This window comes from Paenibacillus bouchesdurhonensis (genome assembly GCF_900155685.1).
GTDB lineage: Bacteria > Bacillota > Bacilli > Paenibacillales > Paenibacillaceae > Fontibacillus > Fontibacillus bouchesdurhonensis.
This window is the reverse complement of record NZ_LT732548.1, coordinates 4,369,841-4,392,110: the sequence shown is the minus strand read 5'-3', so window position 1 is coordinate 4,392,110 and position 22,270 is coordinate 4,369,841. Positions and strand designations below refer to the sequence as shown.

General features: G+C 50.0%; 15 protein-coding genes. 11 read left to right on the top strand and 4 right to left on the bottom strand.

Translation table 11 applies throughout. The annotated features are described in order from the left end of the window. Positions 1-395: 395 nt before the first annotated feature. The 4 genes from CZ379_RS24085 to CZ379_RS24070 all read right to left on the bottom strand — a co-directional run bounded on the left by CZ379_RS24085 (position 396) and on the right by CZ379_RS24070 (position 5,583). Entirely contained in the window at positions 396-1,034 is a 639-nt protein-coding gene (locus tag CZ379_RS24085; protein WP_110933935.1) for an NAD(P)-dependent oxidoreductase, read from the bottom strand. A gap of 75 nt (positions 1,035-1,109) precedes the next feature. After that, complete coding sequence (locus CZ379_RS24080) at positions 1,110-2,099, bottom strand: sugar ABC transporter substrate-binding protein (protein ID WP_110933934.1); 990 nt, start codon at positions 2,097-2,099, stop codon at positions 1,110-1,112. Next, positions 2,071-3,768 carry a response regulator gene (locus CZ379_RS24075; RefSeq protein WP_110933933.1) on the bottom strand — a complete coding sequence of 566 codons (1,698 nt, stop codon included), beginning with the start codon at positions 3,766-3,768 and terminating at the stop codon, positions 2,071-2,073. Before CZ379_RS24075 ends, CZ379_RS24080 begins: the two co-directional genes overlap by 29 nt. A 3-nt stretch (positions 3,769-3,771) precedes the next feature. Beyond that, a complete protein-coding gene (locus CZ379_RS24070) occupies positions 3,772-5,583 on the bottom strand; it encodes a sensor histidine kinase (protein WP_110933932.1) in 1,812 nt (603 codons plus the stop codon). Between the two features lie 246 nt (positions 5,584-5,829). On the opposite strand from CZ379_RS24070, the gene CZ379_RS24065 reads away from it, so the two are divergent. The 11 genes from CZ379_RS24065 to CZ379_RS24015 all read left to right on the top strand — a co-directional run bounded on the left by CZ379_RS24065 (position 5,830) and on the right by CZ379_RS24015 (position 22,019). Further along, positions 5,830-6,891 (top strand): ABC transporter substrate-binding protein, encoded by a 1,062-nt coding sequence (locus CZ379_RS24065; protein ID WP_110933931.1) that lies wholly within the window; start codon positions 5,830-5,832, stop codon positions 6,889-6,891. A 138-nt stretch (positions 6,892-7,029) separates the two neighbouring features. Beyond that, the gene (locus CZ379_RS24060) at positions 7,030-8,550 is read left to right on the top strand and encodes a sugar ABC transporter ATP-binding protein (protein WP_110933930.1); all 1,521 of its coding nucleotides are present in this window, start codon (positions 7,030-7,032) and stop codon (positions 8,548-8,550) included. Continuing rightward, positions 8,547-9,581: an ABC transporter permease gene (locus CZ379_RS24055; protein WP_110933929.1), complete on the top strand. Its 1,035-nt coding sequence runs from the start codon at positions 8,547-8,549 to the stop codon at positions 9,579-9,581. The genes CZ379_RS24060 and CZ379_RS24055 overlap by 4 nt, the downstream gene beginning before the upstream one ends. Continuing rightward, positions 9,574-10,539, top strand: a complete 966-nt coding sequence (gene yjfF, locus CZ379_RS24050; RefSeq protein WP_110933928.1) for a galactofuranose ABC transporter, permease protein YjfF — start codon at positions 9,574-9,576, stop codon at positions 10,537-10,539. The genes CZ379_RS24055 and yjfF overlap by 8 nt, the downstream gene beginning before the upstream one ends. A gap of 121 nt (positions 10,540-10,660) precedes the next feature. After that, positions 10,661-11,803, top strand: a complete 1,143-nt coding sequence (locus CZ379_RS24045) for an ABC transporter substrate-binding protein (protein WP_234405004.1) — start codon at positions 10,661-10,663, stop codon at positions 11,801-11,803. Positions 11,804-11,876: 73 nt separating this feature from the next. After that, positions 11,877-13,436, top strand: a complete 1,560-nt coding sequence (locus CZ379_RS24040) for a response regulator transcription factor (RefSeq protein WP_110933927.1) — start codon at positions 11,877-11,879, stop codon at positions 13,434-13,436. After that, positions 13,433-15,295: a sensor histidine kinase gene (locus tag CZ379_RS24035; protein ID WP_110933926.1), complete on the top strand. Its 1,863-nt coding sequence runs from the start codon at positions 13,433-13,435 to the stop codon at positions 15,293-15,295. Before CZ379_RS24040 ends, CZ379_RS24035 begins: the two co-directional genes overlap by 4 nt. 214 nt (positions 15,296-15,509) lie before the next feature. After that, positions 15,510-16,826, top strand: coding sequence for an ABC transporter substrate-binding protein (locus tag CZ379_RS24030; RefSeq protein ID WP_110933925.1), 1,317 nt, complete (start codon positions 15,510-15,512; stop codon positions 16,824-16,826). A 127-nt stretch (positions 16,827-16,953) separates the two neighbouring features. Next, complete coding sequence (locus CZ379_RS24025; RefSeq protein ID WP_110933924.1) at positions 16,954-17,847, top strand: carbohydrate ABC transporter permease; 894 nt, start codon at positions 16,954-16,956, stop codon at positions 17,845-17,847. Then, entirely contained in the window at positions 17,844-18,668 is an 825-nt protein-coding gene (locus CZ379_RS24020) for a carbohydrate ABC transporter permease (protein WP_110933923.1), read from the top strand. The genes CZ379_RS24025 and CZ379_RS24020 overlap by 4 nt, the downstream gene beginning before the upstream one ends. Positions 18,669-18,734: 66 nt before the next feature. After that, the gene (locus tag CZ379_RS24015; RefSeq protein WP_407668697.1) at positions 18,735-22,019 is read left to right on the top strand and encodes a beta-galactosidase, LacZ type; all 3,285 of its coding nucleotides are present in this window, start codon (positions 18,735-18,737) and stop codon (positions 22,017-22,019) included. Positions 22,020-22,270 lie beyond the last annotated feature (251 nt).

Below are 22,270 nucleotides of genomic sequence, written 5' to 3'. Positions count from 1 at the left end.
GGATTCATTGACCTAAAAATGCGACCAGCATCAAAAAAACCCCCGCCTCAAAATCAGGACTGACCCATAACGTGTGACAGGGATCAGTCCTTCAGAGGCGGGGATCTTTTGATTCATAGAGACTACATAACCGGATTTATGGTGGTTAGTTTCTGCGGTAAGGAAGGGGAAGTAGATTTAAATGGATTTCATGTCATTGGAAGATGGGAAATTGCCAGTATGGTCTGGATTCTTGATTTTAGGTGCATGAAATCCATCTAGGCCCCTGAAACATTCGTTCAGGCATAATTAGTTACATCAAATCCATTTAGTGCGCAACAGCTTAATATTACCCATCTTAGTATACGATACAGCTTAATACACGTACTTGCACCACATTCAATTTAATAGTCGGCTTATGCAGCTATAAAAGGAGCCTTATGAATGTATTTTCTGCCCTTCACCTCACCGATTATAAAGCTTGCAATGTCTTGAGACGAAATTTTGGTACCGGGCATATCCGTGAGATTTTCCTTGATTCCGCCTCTTTCCTCGCCCTCTACAACGAATGGCAGCCGAATCAGTGTCCATTCGATATTGCAATATTGCTCAAGAATGGCAGCCTCTTTCTGTTTATCTTTGATCATGGCGGGGAAAAGAACCTTGAACAGCCATGCCCCGATTTTATTCCGTAATCGCTTCTGGTCACCTTCTAAAGTTAAGGAGCCTCCAGTGACTCCGATATACCTGCTGATTTCCGACTCATTCATAACTTCCATCACAAGGCTTGTCACAAGACTATACAGCGGCGGATCTCCGGCCGGTTGGCCAAAAGTGTTGATGACAATGTGGCAATCCTGAAGCAGCCGCCTAAGATCATTAATATTGTCTGCCTGTCCCTCCATTATTTCGATTCTATCATCCTGGCCAACTAGCTTGGCGGGATTTCTTACGAGCATGCGCACCTGATAACCTTGCCGCAGAGCGGCAGCAGCGATATAACGTCCTACCTTGCCGGTTCCGCCAATAATCGCTATTCTCTCATCACTTTTCATAATTACGCCCCTATTTACGTTCTGCTCTTTTTTCCAAAAAAAACTATCTACTAATGATTATATTACATAAATTGTTTAATTGGGTACCCCATCATCAGATACTACCTCGATTCCGGTATCGATGAAGGAAGGGAGGGGCTCGCCCCGGGCGGCTTGCAGCAGATTCTCGATCAGTAGGAACCCCCAGTTCTGCTCGTGATGCGAGATGACGGCGGTAATCTGCCCGTTGCGGATCGCCTCCTTCATTTCCGGTGTCATGTTGAAGGAGAGCGCGAAGCGGTTTAACCCCATCGCCTTCCATACGAGCACGGATGTTGAACTAGAGATCAAGTCGATCGATACTAAGGAATCGAAATGAGGGTGGGCGTCGATAAGCTCTTCCATATCGGATAATGCTTTGTCGCTGCTCCCTTCATGAAAGCGGACTTCGAGCACTTGAATATTCGTATTCTCCTCTAAATATTGAAGCAGGCCTTCCAGACGCTCCTGATTCATTTTCATGCTTTGCATCCCGGACTGGACGAGCAGCATGCCTTTGTTTTTGTGAAGCAGCTTAAGCACTCGGCCCATCTCAGCGCCTGCTTTTCTATTATCCGTGCCGATAAAAGCAAGTCGTTTGCTTCCCGGCGAGTCGGATTCGAAGCAAATGACTGGAATACCCGCTTGAACCGCTTTGTTTATGACTGGAACAAGGGCAGCCGCATCGATTGGAGCGATGGCGATGGCATCGACCTTTTGTTGAATCAGCGTCTCCATCATATGAATTTGCTGCTCGGCGTTGAGGCTTTCCGGCGCTTTTACGATGAGACGGATGGAATGAACCGCAGCCGCCTCTTCCGCTAAGCGTGTAATCTCCTCATAGAATAAATGCGCTACCGGATAAATGATGCCGAAAGTTAAGGGCGGCGCTGCTTTGAGATCCTGCGTCGATGTGGCTATAGCGGTCTGCTGTTTAGATACTGTAGCAGAAGAAGGAGAAGTCAGACAGCTCGCCAGCATAAAGCATCCGGATAGCATAATCATCACGACAAATATACTATGAAGATACCGTTTTACTGCTCTCATCCGGCTCTCCTTCCGCCCGGCAGAACGCTGCCGGCACCGTTCCCTTCTTGCGGAATTCCGTTGTCGTCATTCCGGTCACTCGTTTAAACAGGTTGGAGAAATAATGAGGATCGCTATATCCTACCTGAAAGGCAATTTCATAGGTTTTAGCCTGAGTGGAATGCAGCAGCTCCATCGCCTTGTGAATCCGGGTTTGCGTCAGGAAGTCGATGAACGTCTGTCCCGTCTCCTGGCTGAATATTTTACTAAGGTGACTAGGGCTGACACTGACGAAATCCGCCGCGTCCTGTAGGGAAATATGGTCTTTATCGAAGTTGGCCTGGATGTACTCCTTCACTTGAACGAGCAGGTGTGCGTAGCGATCGGAGGAGCGGGAGCGCCAAAGCCAGAACTGCTCCACCAGTCGGGTCAAATAAACGCAGGCGTCCTCCCATGTTTTGATCGATTCAATATGGCTTTGAAATGGTTGAAGGAAGCTGTCCGGAGCCTCGGGTTGGCGGTACAGCTCTTCCGCCGTGCGAATCACCTCTAACGTAATGTCGTTCAGAATGTAGTACCCGATCAAGGAGGCATCCCAGTCAACAGGCTGCAATACCGCTGCGAACTTCTTAATGAAGGAGGGGGTCTCTGAGGGCGACCCGACTTTTAGAAAACTGATAAATGCTTGCCGATCCAGGAAAATGTTCTTATACAGCTTGCTGCGAGTCGCTTCCCATAAATTGCGTCGGTTCTGCCGGGACAGCCGCCGCCAATGCATATCCTCCTCGGCCTCTAGAAAAGACACATGAACGCCCTGCAGCCGATCTTGGATAGAGCCGATGCCGATCGATATCGCGCAGCTGCTGCCGTCCTGTTCTGCCATGCTGTCCTGAAGCTTGCGAAACGGCTTGATCCGCTCCTGCAATGCGTCGATTGTATCGCCTTTTACAATCCAGCCTGTCTTCGTCCGGCTTTGCTGAAAGGCGAGGACGGTTCCATCATCATAGGCATTGGCCTGCTTCAGAAGCGTCCGATCCTCCGCATTCAGCGTAATGGCCTGCTCCAATGGGGGCTTGGCCGCCGCCATCAAATTTTCGGATGACACCTCCCTCTCTTCCGTATAACGAAGATCCATGACGACGACCGCGTAATAGCGGGAGATTAAAGGAACCGCTAGCAGGGCAGCGGAATGAAGCGCCTCCGTGGTCGTTAGGAAGCCGCTGCATAAATCGCCGAGCAACTTTTCCCGGGAAATAGCTTTGTTCTCGTTCTCACTTTGCCGCAGATGATCGATTTGAGCTTTTTCGCTGCGTTCTTTATCGATCTTCCGGCTAACGCTGCGAAGCAGTTGGATTAAATCTACCGAGCTGATCGGCTTCAGGCAATATTCTTCGATCCCGATGCTGAGCGCGCTCCTGGCGTATTCAAATTCCCCGTGTCCGCTTAAAATAATAATTTTTATGTCTGGCATGCGCTGACGGACGATTGTGCACAGCTCAAGGCCGTTCATGAAAGGCATTTTAATATCGGTGATCAAAATATCCGGGTGCAGCTCCTCGATCATCGGCAGCGCGACCTCGCCGTCCGAAGCATCGCCGCAATAAATGAAGCCTTCATTTTCCCAATGGATGCAGTCCCGAATCGTCTCCCTAATCAGAATTTCATCATCGACTAACAGTACCTTTTTCATCGGTTAATCACGTCCTCTCATCGGAATTCGCATCGTTACAGTGGTGCCGATGCCCTCGCTGCTGTCTACTTGAACACCGTACTGCTGTCCGTAATACAGGCGGATGCGCTGCTGCACGTTATGCAGGCCAAAGCCGCCGGATACTTCTTCCCCGGTTTCCACGGGAAGCCGCTGATTCGCTAAATTGATGCGGAGCTGCTCAAGCTTGCGCTCAGGCATCCCGCAGCCGTTATCCTGAACGATCAATTCCATGAGCTCCGTGTCGTCGGCATCGTGGCTCGTACGGGCGATAATGCGGATGAAGCCCATGCCCCGCTTGTTTTTGATTCCATGGTAGAGCGCATTTTCAACAATCGGCTGCAGCAGCATTTTCAAAGTCGGGTGAGAGCGAATTTGCGGCTCTACCTCAATCTCATAATCGAGAATATCGCGGTAGCGCATTTGCTGAATAATTAAATAGCTGTGCACATGCTCGATTTCCTTCTCCATACTGATCCAGTCCCTGCCTTTACTTAAACTGATTCGAAACAAGCGGGAAAGGGATTCGACGAGGCGAATCACCTTGTCGGTTTTCCCTGCCTCAGCCATCCAAAGAATGGAATCCAGCGTATTATACAGAAAGTGGGGATTAATTTGGGCTTGCAGCGCTCGAAGCTCGGCCTTCTTTATTTCCTCTTGCTCCTGAATGTTCTGCTCCAGCAGCGTTTTTATTTTGCTTAGCATAATGTTAAAGCTCTGGCCAAGGTCGGCGATTTCATCATTTCCCGTAGGACTGACCTTCGATTCGAGGAAACCGGAAGCCGCCAGCCGCATTTTATTTTTTAACAATTGGAGTGGCCGCGTGAGTCTGGATGAGATGAAAAAATGGAGCGATACGGCAAAGACGATGCTTAATACAACGCTAATAATGATCAACTGCCGTATAGAATTGGCTTCCGACACAATTTCCTGCAGCGGAACTTGCCCGATAATTCTCCAGCCGGTTGCATTAGAAACGGAGGTGAAAATAAATTTGGGACTGCCTCTCGTCGAGTCTACATAGCTCGTCATGGAGCCTGCTGCGAGGCTCGCTAAGTCGTGCTGCGCCGGGAGCTGACTGTCCATGTTCAGGCCCGAAGGGGTGAAGATCGCTCTGCCGCCGCTGTCAATCACATAGAAAAAACCGGTGTCCCCGATAATGACAGTGTCGCAAAATTGATTAACGGCGGCAGCGTCTAAATCGATCACGATAAAGCCGATCACTTCGTGCGTAATTCGCTGCTTCACAGCGGCCATAATCGATATAACATCAGAATCGGAGAACCCGTCCAGTCTGTCCAGCGGGTCGGCGTCGAGGGGAGGAATATATAGTACGGCATCTGGATTATGAATCAAATATGTAAAGTGGGGGTTGCGCAGCGGATTTTTATCTAGCTGAAATACGCCTTTCCGCTCGCTGATTCCTCGCCCGTATAAATTAATCATTGAAATGTTGAGAACGCTTTCATATTTATAGGTCTGTCTGTAGGAATCCATGATTCTAAGCACTTCTTTGGCATCCTCATACGTATCGTTCTGCGAGAATAGAAAATGAAGCGCCCGTGGATGCTTGCTTAGCTCCAGCAGCTTACCGGTATCTGTAAATAGAATCTCCAAATCCTGAGCGAGCTGCTCAGCCACCAGCACAGCGCTCGCTTTGCTGTTCTCGTACACCGTATTATACGATTTCTGATAAGAGACAAGTCCGATCCCGATTAACGGGATGACGGTCAGAAATACGAACATGGCTAATAACTTTGCCCGCAAGCTTGAGGAAAAAGACTGGATTAGCTTCATCGAAAGTCTGACCTTTCTATAGAAATAATGTAAATAGATTATGAATGATCCCCCATGAAAACGCAATCAATAATAAAAAATTGAAGCATCGGCACAAAAAAACAAATGAAAAGCGGATGAACGCCAGTAAAACCGAAAAAAAACGCATGAAGCAGCGATAAAACTCTGTATCCCCGCTATTTGAAAGCGTTCTATAATCGGGTCACGCCATCCAATTGGTGACTCATAAAAGGGGAGGATACAAGAATGAAGGTATTCAGGAAATCGGGAATTATTCTAGCCGCGACGCTCATGCTGCTCATGTCCGCAGCTTGCGGCAGCGGAAGCACTGCCGGTAATCCAGGTGGGGATGCAGGCGGAAATGCACAGCAGCCTGTCGCAAGCAACACAGGCTCCGAGTCAGCGGCGGACAAGGATCAGTCCAGCGATCAGAAAATTACGCTCGGTTTCTCACAGGTGGGAGCGGAGAGCGGCTGGAGGACTGCCAACACGAAATCGATTCAGGATTCGGCGAAGGAAGCAGGGATCGAGCTTAAGTTTTCCGATGCGCAGCAGAAGCAGGAGAACCAGATTAAAGCGATTCGCAATTTCATTCAGCAGAAGGTCGATGTCATCGCCTTCTCTCCAGTCGTGGAATCCGGCTGGGATACTGTGCTAAAGGAAGCGAAGGATGCAGGAATTCCAGTCATCCTGACGGATCGTGCGGTAGATTCCAAAGATACGTCCTTGTATGAAACGTTTATCGGCTCGGATTTCGTTGAGGAAGGCCGCCGTGCCGGCAAGTGGCTGGTTGAGCAATACAAGGATAACGAGGAAGAAATCACTATCGTAGAGCTGCAGGGTACGACAGGGTCTGCACCGGCCATTGACCGGCAGAAGGGGTTTGCCGAGGAGATCGCCTTCGACCCGAAGCTTAAGATCATCGCTTCGCAGACCGGCGACTTCACGCGGGCCAAAGGCAAGGAAGTCATGCAGGCATTTCTGAAGGCGCATAAGAAGATCGACGTGCTCTACGCGCACAACGATGATATGGGACTTGGCGCAATTCAAGCGATTGAAGCCGCGGGTCTGAAGCCGGGCGAGGACATTATCATCATTACCGTGGACGGTGTCAAAGACGGTTTTGTCGCGGCAAGCGAAGGCAAAATCAACTTTATCGTCGAGTGCAATCCACTGCTTGGGCCGCAATTGATGGACGCTGTGCGTGATGTCGTTAATGGCAGGGATGTTGCCAAACGAATCGTTACTGTGGAAGGCGTGTTCACCTCGGAGGACGCTAAACGAGAGCTGCCGAACCGCCAGTACTAGTGATGGCTGTATGCTGACTAGTGATCATTGAGAGAAGATATTGAGAGAAGGCAGCTCCGAAGGGAGCCCAGAACGCAGGCATGCATTGTGGCTCCGCTCGGAGCTGCTAATTATTCGGGAAGGGAGTGGAGTGTGCAGATGATAGAGAACCGACCGATTTTGCAAATGAGCGGCATTCATAAGCAGTTCCCGGGCGTCAAGGCACTGTCTGACGTAAGCTTCAGATTGTTTCCGGGAGAAGTACACGCGCTCATGGGAGAGAATGGCGCAGGGAAGTCAACGCTGATTAAAGTGTTGACTGGCGTATATTCGATCGACGCGGGAAGCGTTGAGTTGGATGGACGGAAAATTGCGGTTCATAGTCCGCAGGAGGCGCAGCAGGCTGGAATCAGCACGGTGTACCAGGAAGTGAATTTATGTCCGAATTTATCCGTTGCCGAGAATATTTATATCGGTAACGAGCCGCGGAGCTATGGGCGAATCCGCTCCAAGGAAATGAACCGGAATGCAGAGCGCTTGCTTCGCGATAGGCTGCATTTGCAAATCGATGTCACGCGGACGCTTCAGTCATACTCGGTAGCGGTACAGCAGCTCGTGGCGATTGCTCGCGCATTGAGCATTTCCGCCAAAGTGCTCATTCTCGATGAGCCGACATCCAGCTTGGATCAGAGTGAGGTCAAGCAGTTGTTCTCCATTATGCGAAAGTTGAAGAGCGAAGGCTTGGCGATCCTGTTTGTGACGCATTTTCTGGATCAGGTATATGAAATTTCAGAGCGAATAACCATTCTCCGTAACGGAGAATTTGTAGGGGAATATATGGCGGAGGATCTGCCCCGTATTGAATTGGTATCTAAAATGATCGGCAAAGAGCTGGGGCTGCTCGAACAGCTGCCAAAGCAGTTGGACAGCGAGAGGGAAGGTAAGGTTCAGCTTATGCTGGAGGCAGCAGGACTAGGCAAAAAGGGTTCCATTGAACCGTTCGATTTACGCATTCATCAAGGGGAAATCGTCGGAATCGCCGGATTGCTAGGCTCAGGGCGCACGGAGCTGGCGAGGCTGCTGTTTGGAGCCGATCGCGCCGATGAGGGCCGCGTTCGCCTAAAGCATTTTAACGGAATTATGCCTCATCCCAGGCAGGCGATTGATCTGAGGATCGCCTTTTGCTCGGAGAACCGAAAGGCGGAAGGCATCATTGACGATCTGACGGTCAGGGAAAATATCATCCTCGCTCTTCAAGCAACAAAGGGCTGGTTCCGCACGATTTCCCGCAAACGTCAGGATGAAATCGCGGATGAATACATTCGCTTGTTAAATATCAATCCGCCAGCACCGGAGCAGCTCATCCGCCATTTGAGCGGCGGCAATCAGCAGAAGGTGCTGCTGGCTCGTTGGCTGCTGACCGAGCCGGATCTGCTGATTCTGGATGAGCCGACAAGAGGCATCGATATCGGTGCCAAGGCGGAAATCCAGAAGCTCGTTTTGTCCCTGGCGCAGCGCGGGATGTCAGTACTGTTCATATCCTCCGAGTTGGAGGAAGTGCTGCGGGTGAGCGATCGTATCGCCATTATGAGGGATCGCCGAAAAGTGAAGGAAGTACAAGGCGGGGACACCAATCAGCAGCAAGTTATGAAAGCAATCGCAGGGGGGGAGCAGAGATGATCAAGCACCGTTTGTTCTGGCCGCTATGCGTGCTGGCCGGGCTGCTGTTATTCAATCTCATTTATTCGCCAGATTTCTTCTCGATCAAAATGAGGGATGGTCATCTATATGGAAGCCTTATCGATATCCTCAATTTCGGATCGCCGTTGATTTTGGTTTCGATCGGGATGACCTTGGTGATTGCTACGAGTGGTATCGATTTGTCCGTCGGCTCGGTCGTTGCGATTACCGGAGCTATGGCTTGTCTCAGTATCAGTCGAAGTGCGGATCAGAACACGCTCGCTGCAGTTCTGATTGCCATCGTCACCGCGTTGGTATTATCGGCGCTGCTAGGGCTATGGAATGGCTTCCTCGTAGCGGGCATCGGCATTCAGCCGATCATCGCCACCTTAATATTGATGGTTGCCGGCCGGGGAATTGCTCAATTGATCACGAATGGACAGATCATCACCGTGCTTAGTCCGAAATACCAATATATCGGGGCAGGCTCTTTGTTCACTTTGCCGTTCTCCATCTTTATCGTTGCCATCATGTATGCGGTGGCCTCTCTGCTGACGCGGAAGACCGCGCTCGGGCTGTTCATCGAATCGGTCGGCTGCAAACCGACGGCGAGCCGGCTGGCCGGAATTCGTGCAAAGACGGTGATGCTGGCGGTCTACATGTTCTGTGGTCTCTGCGCGGGAATTGCCGGTTTGATTTTAAGCTCCAATGTGTCCAGCGCGGACGGGAACAATGCCGGATTATGGTATGAGCTGGACGCGATTCTGGCTGTCGTCATCGGCGGAACTTCGCTTAGCGGCGGACGCTTTCATTTAACGGGGACGCTGATTGGCGCGCTGATTATTCAGACACTGACAACTACGATATATATGGTTGGTGTTCCGCCGGAAATTACACTCGTTGTGAAGGCGATTGTCGTGCTTGCGGTCTGCTTGATTCAATCGGATCAATTCCGGGGGCTGCTGCGAAGAGGCGGAGGAAGCAACAAAGCCAATTATCGGGCGAATCGGGAGGTGAAGCCGCATGTTTAAGCGAGAGTACATTCCTTTGTTTGTAACGATCGGGTTGTTCATGCTGTTGTTTATTGCGGGCTCTTTCCGGTATACCGGTTTTTTCTCTATGCAGGTTCTGATGAACCTGCTCATCGATAATGCATTTTTGTTGATTGCCGCCGTAGGCATGACCTTTGTTATCGTTTCCGGGGGAATCGACTTGTCGGTCGGATCGATGATTGCCCTGACGACGATGATCTCCGCAAGTCTGCTTCAGCAGGGATGGCCGCCTTATATCGTCATTCCACTCGTGCTAACGATCGGCGTATTGTTCGGAACCGCGATGGGATCGATGATTCATTATTTTCATATACAGCCTTTTATCGCCACGTTAGCGGGGATGTTTCTGGCCAGGGGGCTTTGCTATGTCATCAGCATCAACACAATTACAATCGATAACGCATTTTATACGTCGATGGCTCAGACGAAAATCAAGCTCGCGGGGAACACCTTCATTTCGATCAGCGTACTTATTGCTTTGGCGGTCGTTCTGTTAGGTAGCTATATTGCTCACTATACGAGGTTTGGCCGCAATACGTATGCGATCGGAGGCAATGAACAATCGGCTTTGCTGATGGGCCTGCCGGTCGCCAAGACCAAAATGATGGTCTACGGCTTCAGCGGCCTATGCTCTTCGCTGGCCGGGGTCGTCTTCACCTTTTATATGCTGTCCGGGTATGGCCTGCATGCCAACGGCCTGGAGCTCGATGTCATCGCGGCCGTTGTTATAGGCGGCACGCTGCTCACCGGCGGCGTTGGCCTTGTCGTCGGCACCTTCTTCGGCGTCATGATCCAAGGCGTTATTCAGACGATTATCAGCTTCGAAGGCACGCTGAGCTCATGGTGGACGAGAATCGTCATCGGCGTACTTTTGCTGCTGTTCATTTTATTGCAAAAGCTGCTCGGAGAGCGGCGGCTGGCAGAGCGAACTCCGTAGTTCGGACTTAATCAGGAAGGGTATTCAAGGTATGTCAATGACCTTGGATATCCTTTCTTTGCCTGGAAATGGGCGAAAAAAATGATAGACTTGCAAAATAAAGAGATGCGAGGTGACCCAGGTGAAGAGAAAGGAACGCATAGGTTCGAGTCATCGTAAATGGAGCAGGCTGTGGTTGTTCTTGGCGCTCTGCCTCATCATGTTGCTGCTTAGCTGTGATCAGGCACGTTCTGGCAACGGTACGCTTGGCTCTTCAAATCATGAAACTCGGTATGATCCCGGTACAGCTGTTCGGTCAGAGGATAGCGGCCGATTAGATGAAGGCAGGGGGGCTGGCGGAGGGGCACCGTCTGATGGCGTAGAAGACGCCGTCAAGCCCGCCCGCCCGATCGTGCTTGGCTTCTCGCAGCTTGGATCGGAAAGCGACTGGCGCAACGCGAACAGTCAATCCGTCAAGGAGGCAGCCAAGGAAGCGGGGATCACGCTGATTTTCGACAATGCCGAGCAATCGCAGAGCAAGCAGTTTGAAGCGATTCGCCGCTATATGGAGCAGGAGGTCGATGTGATCGCGATTGCTCCTGTCATTCAGTCGGGCTGGGATGATATATTGAATGAAGTACAGCAGGCGGGCATTCCGGTGATTATTGTGGATCGGGCTGTAGACATCGCCGACACCTCGCAGTACGTAACATTTATCGGATCGGATTTTTACGAGGAGGGTCGGAAGGCGGGGAAGTACGTCCTGGATAAGATGGCCGGTTCTACCGGGCCAGTAGGGATCGTGGAGCTGAAAGGAACGGCTGGCTCAACACCTTCGATCGACCGGGGCAAGGGGTTCCATGATACAATTAAGGATACCGGAAATTATGTCGTACTTGGGAGTGAATACGCCGATTTTACGCATGAACAAGGGAAGGAAACGATGAGGCTTCTGCTGCGGAGGCTAGGAAGCGAGATTGACATTTTGTTTTCGCATAATGATGATATGGCCCTGGGAGCCATCGAGGCGATCGAGGAATACGGCTTGCAGCCCGGTAAAGATATCGTCATCGTATCTGTCGATGGCACGCGCAAAGCGCTGGAGCAAATGATCGAGGGCAAGATCAATTGCGTTGTTGAATGCAACCCGCTTCTGGGGCCGAATCTCATGCAGGCGGTGAATGAAATTATGGAAGGGCGAACCTTGCCCAAGCGGATCGTTACCCCCGAGAGCGTATTTACGGAAGTCACAGCCGAACGGGAGGTCAGCAGCCGTAAATATTAGCTGGCAGAAGGCAGTCTTCATATGAGGTACGAAAAAACACATCGGTGGACGTTGCTTGAAGGAGAGAACATCAATGGGAAATGGTGAATTGTACAGAATACTCGTCGTTGACGACGAAATACTGGTGCGGCAGGGAATTAAGCATATTTTGAACTGGGAGCAGGACGGCTTCCAAATTGTCGGCGAAGCCTCCAACGGCAAGGAAGCGCTTGAGCTGATCGAGAAGCTGCATCCCCATATTGTGCTCACCGATATCGTGATGCCGGTGATGGACGGCGAGGAACTGACTCGGCTTATTAAGCTGAATTGGCCGGACATTGAAGTTATTGTGCTGAGCAGCTTCAGTGAATTCGATTATGTACGCTCTACCTTTCAGAGCGGGGTATCCGATTATATTCTTAAGCCGCATTTGGAGACGGGCATGCTGCTTGAGGTGCTGCGGAAGACAGCTGCGAAGCTGCCGACACCCAAGCCAGGCCGGTCTTTGGAAGATCATACGGTCTCTATGCACCAAATGCTGGATAAGCTCTTAGCGCGGTATGAATTGAAGGTGGAACGCGCCGCGGTGGCTGAGTGGTTTCCGCATCCTTATTTTTATGTGCTGGGCAGCGCTAGAGGCAACTTTATCCTGGACGAATTGAAAGCGCTGTTTCCAAAAATGGTTGCGGCCGAGCTGCCATCCGCCCCGATTGCTGGCCATCCTGATTTGTCCGTATATGTGCTGAATGTGGATGAAGAGGGGCGGGAGATGCTGCCGCTGAAGCTCAAGGTGCTGCATCCTGCCTCAATGACGGAGGAAGGTGTAATTAAGTGGGCGCTTAGCGATTCCTTCCATCCGCTGGATCAGCTTGGTGAGATGTACCATAACAGTTGGCTGAGGCTGCTGCAGTATCGATTTTTTTTGCCGCAGGATGCCCTCCTCATGCCTAGTGAACTGCCGCGGGCCGAGGAGGCTAAGGAGTTCCCGCTCCAATCGTTCATGGAGCAGATCCGCAGGCTGCAATTGGAGGAGGCGTTCCAAGAGCTGGCACGATTTATCAAGCAGCACACCAACGCCTATAAGGCGGCCGTATTTGAGTTTAAGTCGTTGATTGGAAATATTTTATTTAATGCTATACATATGCTCGGCAGCTTGAATTTGAATGTTGCAGAGCTGGACGAAGCCAAATATGCGTATTTCAAAGCGATTGACGAGGCGCGGCATGTTAGTGATATTGAGGCATTGCTGGAGGAATTTCGTCAACAGGTGGAAGACTGTGTGCAAGCAGCTCAGCATTCGCAGCAAGGGGGAAATCCGAGCATGAAGCTGCTGCTTGATTATATAGATGAGCATTATGCAGAGCCGATTAGCCTGACGGAGATGGCGCGGCATTTCCATTTCAATCCCTCATACTTATCCAGCTTCTTTGCGTCGCACCATCATGAAGGCTTCAAAGAGCATTTGAACCGGGTACGGATCGATAAGGCTGCAGACTTGCTGCGCAACGGCGACATTCCGATTTCGGAAATTAGCAGCAGGGTCGGATATGGGGATCACAGTTATTTTTGCAAAGTGTTCAAGAAGAGCACAGGTCTCTCCCCGACCCAATATAGGCGGCAATATAATGAGCGAGTGGAGAAGGAACTGCGATGAGAGCACGATTTGAGCGGCTAAAATTCCATGGTCTATTTATTAAACTGTTTGCGGTTATGGTCATCTGCATCGTGACGATCACAGTGTCTGTCGTGTGGACGAATCTGCGCATGTCGGAGCAGCTATTCCTTGAGACGTTCAGCATTACGAATTCCAAAGTGATCCACCAAATTCAGAACAATTTTGAATCATTTCATTATTCCATTGTGCTGGCCGCCAATCAAGCGCAGCAGAGCGGTACGCTGAAGACCTTCCTCACGGAGGAGGAGGCGCAGGAATCTATCCGGGTGATGAACTCCTATTACAATATGACCCAGCAGATGAAACGGGTTCAGTCCATGGTAGACGCGTATTCCGTCGGGGTTGCGATCATCGGGAAGAACGGGCGAAGCTATTCAGGCAACGTCAACCTGACCAAGCCGTCGGCACTAGAGCTGGAGCTCAGCCATATTACCCCAAGAGCAAGGGCTCATCCTGGCAAGCTGATGTATCAATTGTACCGCGACTCCAGCGGCAGGCAGTTCATTGTGGCGACCAAAGTGCTGATGGAGAGAATTACGGGGCAAGAGTACGGCATGCTCTATATTGTCATTGACGAGAATGATTTCAAACCTTTCTACAGCAGCTTTACGAGCGAAGGCAATGATGTCATCATCCTAGACAATAACGGGACGGTCATGACGAGTAATCTCGCGAATTTGACCGGGCAGAAAAACCATGAGCTGTTATTCTTTGCTCAGGAAATTCAAGAAAAGGAACTGGACGTGAAGAAGGTCAACGTCATGGGCAGGGATCAGCTCATGCTGGCGCAGTACTTGCCTTCTTACGATTTCTATCTGATCAATATGATCGACCAGCAGATGGTGCTGGGGCAAATGGTGAATACGAGAAGCGTTGTGTTGATTTGTCTAGCCATCGTAATGGTAGCTCTGATTGTCGTATTTCTTATTTCCCGTAAGATGACGCGTTCGCTGACCTTGCTGGCTCGTCAGATGTCGAAGGTGACGCGGCGGAATTTCCATAACTATGTCCAGGTTTCGGGCGGATATGAAATCCGGGAGCTTGGCCGCGCTTATAACTATATGCTGGATGAAATCCACGAATATGTCGGCAAACTTGTAGAGACGCAGAAGGGGCAGCGGAAGGCGGAATTGGCTGCATTGCAGCAGCAGATTAATCCCCATTTTCTGTACAACACGCTGACCTCGGTTAAATTTCTTGTCCAGCAAGGCAATAAGGAGCGTGCGGTGGAGACGATTCATGCGCTGATTTCTCTGCTGCAAAATACAATCAGCAACGTTAGCGAAACGATTACGGTAGAGCAAGAACTAAAGAGCCTCAAGGATTATGTGTTCATTAACCATGTTCGATATGGTGAACGAATCCGGGTCAACTATTTCGTGGCCCCAGATTGTGCAGATTATCAAGTGCCAAAGCTGATGATTCAGCCCTTCATCGAGAATGCCTTTTTCCATGCGTTCAATGTCAAAGGCGAAGGGGTAATCCACGTGCTGATCGCGAAGGAAGGGCAGAAATTGCTCTGCGAAATCGTCGATAACGGCGATGGCATAGATATGGCCGCCTTTGAGCTTGAATATGGGACAGAGGCGAAGAATCTGCCGCAGCAAACCATCCAGACTCCACGGGGTGAGCGCGCTCAAGGAATGAAAGGGAAACGTGAAGCTCATGAGCAAATAAAGGCCAAGGGCTCGCGCAAGCTGTTCTCGGGAATCGGAGTAGCGAATGTCAATGACCGCATCCGGCTGCTCTACGGAGATGAATATGGGGTGACGATCACAAGCAGGATTGGGGAGGGAACACGGATACGAATCACGCTCCCTCTGAATGAGAAGAAGTGAAATCTAATAAAAGTACCAAAATCCAAAGAAAAGACATCTTTTTTAAGTAAGCGCATTCAATTGAACAATAAAATCACAAATCTCTATAAAGGAATTGCTAACGCTGCTTTCTTGCCCGGTGCTACGATAAATTCAGACCCGAGGAAAGCGTTTTCCGAAAACGTTTCACTTTTCAGGGGATAGAATAAATAACTTTTCAAAAGGGGCTGAAACGATGAAGAAGGTACTAGCTTTATTCCTGACCTGTGTAGTGCTGCTAGCAGGATGTTCATCCGGTGGAGCTGACAAGGAGCCAGCGGCGTCTAGCGGTAACGGGGGCAATAGCAATTCCAACAGCAAGGCGGAGGAAATCACGATTTGGGCATGGGATCCGGCGTTTAACATTGCCGCGTTGAACATCGCCAAGGAAGCATACAGCAAGAAAAATCCGGATGCGAAGATCAACATTGTTGAATTTGCCCAGGCTGACATCATTCAGAAGCTGAATACCGGCCTAAACTCGGGTACGACGAAGGGATTGCCTAATATCGTGCTGATTGAGGACTATCGTGCCCAGAGCTTCCTGCAGTCTTATCCTGATTCCTTCGTTGATCTGAGCGGCAAGATCAAGGCAGAGGATTTCGCGGATTATAAAATCGGACCGACCAGCCTGGACGGCAAGCAGTATGGTGTTCCGTTCGACTCTGGCGTAACGGGAATGTACGTCCGCAAAGATTATATCGAGCAAGCGGGCTACACCATGGACGATTTGCTGAATATCGACTGGAAGCAGTATATCGAGATCGGAAAAGTCGTCAAAGAGAAGACCGGCAAGCATATGATCACGCTTGATCCGAATGATTTGGGTCTTATCCGCATGATTATCCAGTCGGCAGGCTCCTGGTATATGAGCGAGGATGGCAAGACACCGGATCTGGCGAACAATGCGGCTTTGAAGGAAGCGTTTGAATTATACAAAGAAATGATGGAAGCGAACATTGTTAAGCTTAATGCGGACTGGAGTCAATTCATTGCCAACATTAACAATGGAGATGTCGTAACCGTTCCGACAGGAAACTGGATTACGCCGTCAGTCAAAGCGGAAGCTTCCCAATCCGGTCAATGGGCGATTCTGCCTGTGCCGAAGCTGCCGCAAACTCCGAACTCTGTACATGCGACGAACCTGGGAGGAAGCTCCTGGTATGTCATGAACATTCCCGGATCAGAGACAGCCGCTGATTTCTTGGCGGAGACCTTTGGTTCCGATGTGGATATGTATCAAAAGCTGCTAACGGATATCGGCGCAATCGGTACGCTGAAGGCAGCGGCAGGCGGCGAGGCATATTTGCAGCCGGATGAATTCTTTGGAGGAGAGCAGATCGTCAATAATTTTGCCGTATGGACTGCTGAAATTCCAAGGGTAAACTATGGTATTTTCACCTATGCGATCGAGGACATCATGGTCGTTGAAATGCAGAGCTATCTGAATGGCAAGGATATCGATCAGGCCTTAAAGGATGCTCAGGCCCAGGCTGAAGCGCAGGTTAGATAGAGCGAGGAAACCACTTTTTATAAAAGTGTGGGTTCAAAAAGTATCCAGACCCTTGGGCGCTGCTGCATCAGTATGTAAGATGCGTCCAAGGGTTTATTTTCCGGACAGAAAGGGGCTCTTACTAACAATGAAGGCGGACAAAGCAGGGCTAAGCATCCGTACTAAAAGTAATTTGACCGGGTGGAGCTTTATCCTGATTGCCGTGGTGATGATTGCGACGTTCTATTTTTATCCGATGGCTCAAGCGCTCATCCTGTCTTTCAAGACCGGTACGGGAAGCAACCTCACCTTTACAGGTTGGGACAACTATATACGGCTGTTATCCGACAAAACATTTCTGACTGCATTAACGAATACGTTTATTTACCTGATTGTTCAGGTTCCAATCATGATTATTCTCGCATTGTTCATATCTGTGCTGCTTAATGACAGCAAGCTGAAATTCCGGGGCTTCTTCCGGACGGCGATCTTCTTGCCGTGTGTCACTTCGCTTGTTGCTTACTCCGTCGTGTTCAAATATTTATTTGCGGCGGATGGATTGGTCAATTCGCTGCTGCTGAGCCTGTCGATCATAGGCGAGCCGATTCAGTGGATTACCCACCCGTTCTGGGCCAAAATTACGATTATCATCGCGATTACATGGCGGTGGACCGGCTATAACATGATTTTTTATTTATCCGCGCTTCAGAATATCGACAGTTCGATCTATGAGGCAGCGCGGATTGATGGGGCATCGTCGTTCAAGCAATTTACGAAAATTACGATCCCGATGCTGAAGCCGATCATTCTATTCACGTCGATTACATCCACAATCGGTACGCTCCAGCTCTTTGATGAGGTCATGAACATTACGAAGGGCGGGCCGGGCAATGCAACGCTCTCGATTTCGCAATATATATATAACCTGTCCTTCAAATATACGGCGGATTTTGGATATGCAGCGACTGTATCGTATTCCATCGTGATCATTATCGTTCTGCTGTCTATCCTTCAATTTAAAGTGGCAGGTGATAAAAAATGAGGAAGCTAAAGCGAGTATTCACCTATGTATTTCTCGGCGGTGCGGCATTTATTTCGATCTTCCCCTTCTTATGGATGGTCGTTAGCGCCACGAACAAATCGGTGGATGTGACGAGAGGAAGACTGCTGCCTGGCAGCCATCTGTTCGAGAATTTCAGGAAATTGGCTGAATCTACAGATCTGTGGACGTCTCTTTGGAACTCCGCGAAAATATCAGTGTTAACGACCATTCTAGCGATTGTTATTGCCTCTTTGGCGGGGTACGGCTTTGAGATTTTTCGCAGCAAGCTGAAGGATATCGTGTTCAACATCCTGCTCCTGTCGATGATGATTCCATTTGCAGCGCTTATGATTCCGCTGTACCGGATGTTCGCCGACATTTCGAGCACCGCTCCGGCGATCGGGATTGATACGATGGCCTCGGTCATGCTGCCGACGATCACGACGGCATTCTTGATTTTCTTTTTCCGGCAGAACTCAAAGATGTTTCCTAAGGATATGGTGGAAGCTGGGCGGATTGACGGGCTGAGCGAGCTCGGCATATTTTTCAAAATATTCATGCCTACGATGAAGACGACTTATGCCGCCGCCGGAATCATTACGTTCATGTCGAGCTGGAATAACTATTTGTGGCCGCTGATTGTACTTCAATCGCCGGGGCAGAAGACGATTCCGCTCTTGATTTCGAATCTGGGATCAGGATACTCCCCGGATTATGGCCTTATTATGCTAGCGATTGTTATTGCCACGCTGCCGACGGCGCTTGTCTTCTTCTTGATGCAGAAGCATTTCGTGGCCGGAATGATGGGTTCGGTGAAGTAAATTCATAGATAACTTAATGGATAAGGCAACGATTTAGAACAACATGATTAGATAGGAGCGATAGAGTTGACAGTACTGAGGACGCCAAGCTTGGATTGGCTAAGCGATGTAAGTGTATTTGCGGTGAATCGGCTGCCGGCGCATTCCGATCATAGGTATTACAGGACGAGGAAAGCGGCCGCAGAAGATCGGGTCATGGATATGCGGCATTCGTTGAACGGGAACTGGAAGTTTGCTTATTCTGTTCATCCGGAGAGCCGCCCTGTCGATTTCTATAAGCTGGAGCACAACTCTAGCGGGTGGGAGAATATCCAGGTGCCCGGGCATATCCAACTGCAAGGCTTTGGACAAACGCATTATGTAAACACGATGTACCCGTGGGACGGGCATGAGGATTTGCGCCCGCCAGCGATTCCTCAGAAGCAGAATCCGGTGGGCAGCTATGTGAAGGAATTCGAGCTTCCCGCTTCATTCCGGCAGCGGCCTGTATGCATATCCTTCCAGGGCGTTGAGACCGCGTTCTATGTCTGGCTCAATGGACAGTTTGTCGGATATAGCGAGGATAGCTTCACGCCTGCCGAGTTCGATCTGACCCCTTATATTCAGGATGGCGTCAACAAGCTGGCGGTTGAGGTGTATCAGCGGAGTACGGGCAGCTGGCTTGAGGATCAGGACTTTTGGCGTTTTTCCGGGATCTTCCGGGATGTGTATTTATATACTGTGCCTAAGCTGCACTTATGGGATATGTTTGTTCGTACTGATTTAGACGCTGCTTACTGTGATGGTCAACTGCAAGTGGAATTGAAGGTTCACAGCGAGGTTGACAGCCGCGGGGGCTATGTTGAGGCTGAGCTGATGGATTCGGATGGAAAGATTGCGGGACGGACTCGTTTGGAGTTGAATAAGGTCGGAAGAAGGTTTGGTTCAGGCGTGGAATCCGGAAGCGGAGACGGGACGGAAGCCCGGGGTGCAGCCGGGGCTGGAGCAAACGGAGCCGATGATAAGTCGCTGTCCTTGCAGATCGATGTGCCGAAGGCGCGCTTGTGGAGTGCAGAGAACCCTCAACTTTACACCCTTTATATTTCCATATTCGATGCCCAGGGCGAGCTTGTTGAGGTCGTTCCCCAGAAGGTCGGCTTTCGTAAGTTTGAAATGATCGATAAGGTGATGCATTTGAACGGCAAGCGGATTGTGTTCAAAGGCGTCAACCGCCATGAGTTCAATTGCTATACGGGCCGTGCGATCACGAAAGAGGATATGCTGTTCGATATTCAGATGCTCAAGCAGAACAATATGAACGCTGTTCGCACTTCGCATTATCCGAACCAGACGTTGTGGTATGAGCTGTGCGATGAATATGGGGTTTATGTGATCGATGAAATGAACTTGGAAAGTCATGGATCTTGGCAGAAGATGGGGGCCGTGGAACCATCCTGGGTTGTGCCGGGCGATCGTCCGGAGTGGAAGGACATCGTCATGGATCGGGCTATTTCCATGTTCGAAAGGGACAAGAACCATCCTTCCATCCTGATTTGGTCTTGCGGGAATGAGGCATACGGCGGCGAGGTGATCTACGAGGTGTCGCAGTATTTCCGCAAATCCGATCCGGGACGGCTTGTGCATTACGAGGGAGTTTTCCATGACCGCCGTTTTAATGATACGAGCGACATGGAGAGCCGGATGTATGCGAAAGTGATCGATGTCGAGGAGTATTTGAAGAACGACCCTGAGAAACCTTATGTCACTTGCGAATACATGCATGCCATGGGGAACTCTGTGGGCGGAATGCACAAGTATACAGAGCTGGAGCAGAAGTACCCGATGTACCAGGGCGGCTTTATTTGGGACTACATCGATCAAGGGCTGATGGCGAAGGATCGCTTTGGCAATGACTATCTTGCCTATGGCGGTGACTTCGGCGATCGGCCGACGGATTATAATTTCTGCTGCAACGGCATTATATTCGCTGATCGCAAGCTATCGCCTAAGGTGCAGGAAGTGAAATTCTTGTATCAGAATGTGAAGCTTAAGCCAAGTCAGCGAGAACTCACGATCATCAACGAAAATTTATTCACGAATACCTCGGAATATGAGCTTGAGGTGAGTTTAAATTATGAGGGGCGCGCAATTAGCCGTCGTATTGTAAAGGCGGATGTTGCTCCGCTCAGCAAGCAGACTGTTCCATTGGAGCTTGACCTGGATGGCTTGCTTCCAGGCGAGTATTACATCAATGCTTCCCTGAAGCTCAGAGAGAATACGTTATGGGCAAACGCAGGACATGAAGTCGCATTTGGACAGCATGTATTTATTGTAGAGGCTGAGGCAGGGAAGGCTATAGGCGCTGGAAACGCAGTGAATGCTCCGAATGTCGAAAATGCGGCAACCTCTGCGAATGCTGTAAAGCGCGAGGGGGCTGGCGCAACCCATAATGGAACATACCCAAGCCTTGAGCTCGTTCAAGGTGATGTGAACATCGGTGTTCACGGCAAAGATTTCTCCGTACTGTTCTCGAAACCGGTAGGCAGTATGATTTCTTTGAAATATTCCGGCCGCGAGATGATTAACCATCCTCCGCAGCCATTATTCTGGAGGGCGCTTACGGATAATGACCGCGGGACGAATATGGGCTTCTATGCAGCGGGCTGGTATGCGGCCAGCTTGGCACCTAAATGCGTAGCCGTGGAGGTAGAGGATCATAGAACGGAAGCAGCGGAGCGTATTGCTGGCGAAGAAAGCGGCGTAAGTATTATTTTTACCTATGAACTAAGCATCAGCACGAAAGTGAAGTCCACTATTCGGTACTCGGTTTACCCGGATGGTAGAATCCGAGTGCGCTCTCTGTACCAAGGGGCAGCCGGACTGCCGGATCTTCCGATTCATGCGTTCAGCTTCAAGGTACCAGCCGAGTACGATAAGCTGGAGTGGCTCGCAATGGGGCCGGAGGAGAACTACATTGACCGTTGTCACGGGGCAAGGCTCGGCACCTTTAAGAATACGGCGAAAGAAAACGTATCTCCGTATTTGATTCCGCAGGAATCCGGAAACCGCACCGGGGTAAGACGGGTTCGTGTTCAGAACGATCAGGGAGTAGGCATCGCGATTTCGGCTGCACTGGGCGAGCCAGTGGAATGCGGGATAACCCCTTATACGGCGTTCGAACTAGAGAATACCCGGCATCACTACGAGCTGCCGCCTGTTAACCATACGGTAATTACCGTGGCGGGCAAGCAGATGGGCGTCGGCGGTGACGATAGCTGGGGTGCGCCGGTACATGAGGAGTATCGTATCCCTGCAGACCAGGATATGCAGTTTGAGTTCTGGATCTCTGGCGTAGATCTGCAGGGAATATAGGGAATAGGCAATAAAATATATTGTAAAGTAAACAAACCGTCCGGTAGTCCGGGCGGTTTGTTCGGTCTGGCCGCTGTAACTGTGAATTTCCTGCAGCAGCATAGAACTAACATTTTAACTGTATTTAAGGTGTTTAAAATAACCCCTGAGCGTTAGATCAGCTTTTTAAATGGATTTTTAGTGTTAAAAAAACAGCCGTATGGGTAGGATAGTGAAATTGGTATGATCTAGGTACATAAATTCCATCTCCG